We start from the raw sequence: 2,615 nt of genomic DNA on the forward strand, positions 1-2,615 counted from the left end.
GGCCAGAACAGACTATGCTGGATTAGTTTCCACTTCGATTACTATATATAATTAATACTTAATTAAAGCCTACTTCAAATGAAGGAGGCTTTTTTATGCTTTTTTAGGAGTAAAGACTTTGATTATTACATGGGATCCTAATATATAATTACTTCCTTTTTAGCTAATTATTTCTTTCCCCTTGATTATTTAAAATTAAATAAAGGAAATCATTTACATTTGTCGTAATACTAAAGAAAGGAAGAAAAGGAGGTGACACTATAATGAAGAAGAAAAAAATTTACTGTCCAAATTGTCAAAAGGCATACTTACCCACTGATCAAGTAGTATTAAACAGAGCACACACTGTACTCCACATGGATTGTCCAGATAAGTCGAATCAGCCATACATTGATGAAGGAACTTTCGAGGAAATTGTAAAAAAATATTCATTTTTTGATAATAGACTCCTTAAGTAAATGGAATCCTAAATTTAAGAAATCACCTGAGTACTCTTTAGAGAGTGCTTATTTAATTTCTAAAAAAAGTTGTGTGCTTAGAAAAGTGAAATAAAACAAAAATATCAGAGGTGAGTCGAATGGAGTTAATAATGCTAAAGGAGAAGCTAATAAATTTAGGGTTGGCAATTGATGATGGAAAGCTAACTAATAAGGATTTATTAATACATGTGGCAAAGTGTATAGAAAAAGTTGAAGAGTTAGAAGCAATGGTTCGGTTTGATTACGATGAGGTTTAATCTGAAAGTGGTTTTATAAATACTTGTCGAAACTAACAGTCTTCAAGGAGGAAATGCACGGCATTACTCTATAATGAAAAAGGAAAAGGGATCTCCATCATTGAGTCTCCCCTCTCCCTTATTATTATTTTAGTAAAGTATTTACAAAAATAGTATTCTACTTCAATCCTAAATAAGTGTTTGTCTTAATAACATTCAAAATCAATCCCTCTAAGAAAACTACCCTTAGAATTATAAACATTAATTATTACTCTGTATTCCCATCTATCTGCCATTGGATACTCTCTATCCCACCAGCGCTTATATACTCTTACTTTAAATATTTTTGATAAAGATGTTGAAAGTGCCATAACACCGGTTATAGCAGTTAATACCATAGCTCTATTTCTTAATGTTTTAGTATCTAATGATGCGGAAACTAATAAGGTCGCTAATATTGTAGGTGCTAAAGCAAAAGGACTAAATGTTTTAGTAAAAGAAGTTTTGTAACTCCAAGAAGATCCTGGATCACCTGGATACTCAATTGCTTTTGTTCCAACTCCATCCTCACTAATTTTAGGAAGTTCAGCATTTTCTAATCCGGAAAAATCTATAACTTCTTCTGGATTTTGCTTTTCACCATTGATATATAATTCGTCTGTTGACTCATTGTATATTGCTTTTGACTGTTCTTCCCCTTTTTCATCTTCAACCTTCACCATTTTGAGATTATCTGTTTCATATGTAGTGAATGTAAAATTATCACCTCCAACTTCTAATTTTATGCTATCTGTCTGATTTTTTAGTAAGTCGTTCTCTGATGCAGATGCCAATGCAGGAGTTGCCAACATTGTACTGCACAAAAGAACTACCACTGACTTTTTAAACATATTACCCCTCCTCTTTGATAGTCCAAATATACCACAAAATATCTTTTTTTTACAAAAATGGTATTTTTAGTTATTTTCAAGTTATTTTGTCTTTATCTTAGATTTTTAAGATAATACTAGTCTATATACATTTTAATATTCTTTTGGGAATAAATTGAATTTATCGTTTTCAAAATTCACTTATTCACTTACTCTAATAGGAAGGAGATATATTATAATATGTGGGAGCTTCTAGGAGGATATATAAATGAGTGGAAAAAAAGCACTACTTATATTATCAGTAATATCTATAATTATATTTATTTATCAACTACTTTTCGTTGACAACGGTGACCTCAATTATGCAATTATGTTTCAGCTTGGGGGCATAGTTAGTATTTTGCTTATTAATTGGAACAGCAGCAGAGAGAAACCTTAATCAAATAACAATTCTAAATGAGTTGAATTAAGCTTTCTTCAACTTCAGATTAATCAGAATCAGTAAGTTAGCCCCTAATATTCTAAAAATCGGCTAAACCCTCTCCAATTTATGAAGAGGGTTCTAGTTTATGTCAATCTTGTGATAATTTCCTTTTGTCTCTTAATAGGGGCAATATTCACCAAACTCTCCTGTTATATACCCACTTTGTCCTTTGTAAACCACTTCCCAATAACCGGAGGAACTGTTTTTCCCTCCTACTGATCCGGTAACCTGAATTGTTCTACCTTTTCGAATCGTACCTATGTTTTTAGAATTGTTTCTATCCGGTCGATCTTGAATAATAGCAGATGATCGTACATTGACGATCATAATTTCTCCAATTACATGAGGACCATTAGGTTTTGGTGTCGCTGGCTTCTTTGCAGTGGATGTCGCAGGCGTATGTTCGACCGTGACAAATTCATTCGATGCAGTAAGATAGTACGTTTCTCCCTTACTATTTTTAACCTCGTATTGCCACGCATCGTCCACTCTTACTTTACGCACAGTCTGCGGGAATCCATACCCTTTAGGTAAATGTCCTGCAACA

Annotated in this window: 4 protein-coding genes and 1 pseudogene; 3 read left to right on the forward strand and 2 right to left on the reverse strand. The window is 32.7% G+C overall.

The window, feature by feature from the left end:
* Positions 1–263: 263 nt before the first annotated feature.
* Complete coding sequence (locus tag HP456_RS22525; RefSeq protein WP_172255251.1) at positions 264–458, forward strand: hypothetical protein; 195 nt, start codon at positions 264–266, stop codon at positions 456–458.
* Positions 459–577: 119 nt separating this feature from the next.
* Entirely contained in the window at positions 578–736 is a 159-nt protein-coding gene (locus tag HP456_RS22530; protein WP_172255253.1) for a hypothetical protein, read from the forward strand.
* Positions 737–921: 185 nt separating this feature from the next.
* On the opposite strand, the gene HP456_RS22535 is transcribed toward HP456_RS22530, so the two are convergent.
* A complete protein-coding gene (locus HP456_RS22535) occupies positions 922–1,605 on the reverse strand; it encodes a hypothetical protein (protein WP_172255255.1) in 684 nt (227 codons plus the stop codon).
* A 247-nt stretch (positions 1,606–1,852) separates the two neighbouring features.
* Here HP456_RS22535 and HP456_RS22540 point away from each other — a divergent pair, with 247 nt between their 5' ends.
* On the forward strand, positions 1,853–2,023 hold the full coding sequence (locus HP456_RS22540; RefSeq protein ID WP_172255257.1) for a hypothetical protein: 171 nt from the start codon (positions 1,853–1,855) through the stop codon (positions 2,021–2,023).
* Positions 2,024–2,185: 162 nt separating this feature from the next.
* Here the strand turns inward: HP456_RS22540 and HP456_RS22545 are convergent.
* Positions 2,186–2,615, reverse strand: a pseudogene (locus HP456_RS22545) (N-acetylmuramoyl-L-alanine amidase family protein); the annotation flags it as partial.

Source organism: Bacillus haikouensis (genome assembly GCF_013179555.1).
Classification (GTDB): Bacteria; Bacillota; Bacilli; order Bacillales; family Bacillaceae_B; genus Rossellomorea; species Rossellomorea haikouensis_A.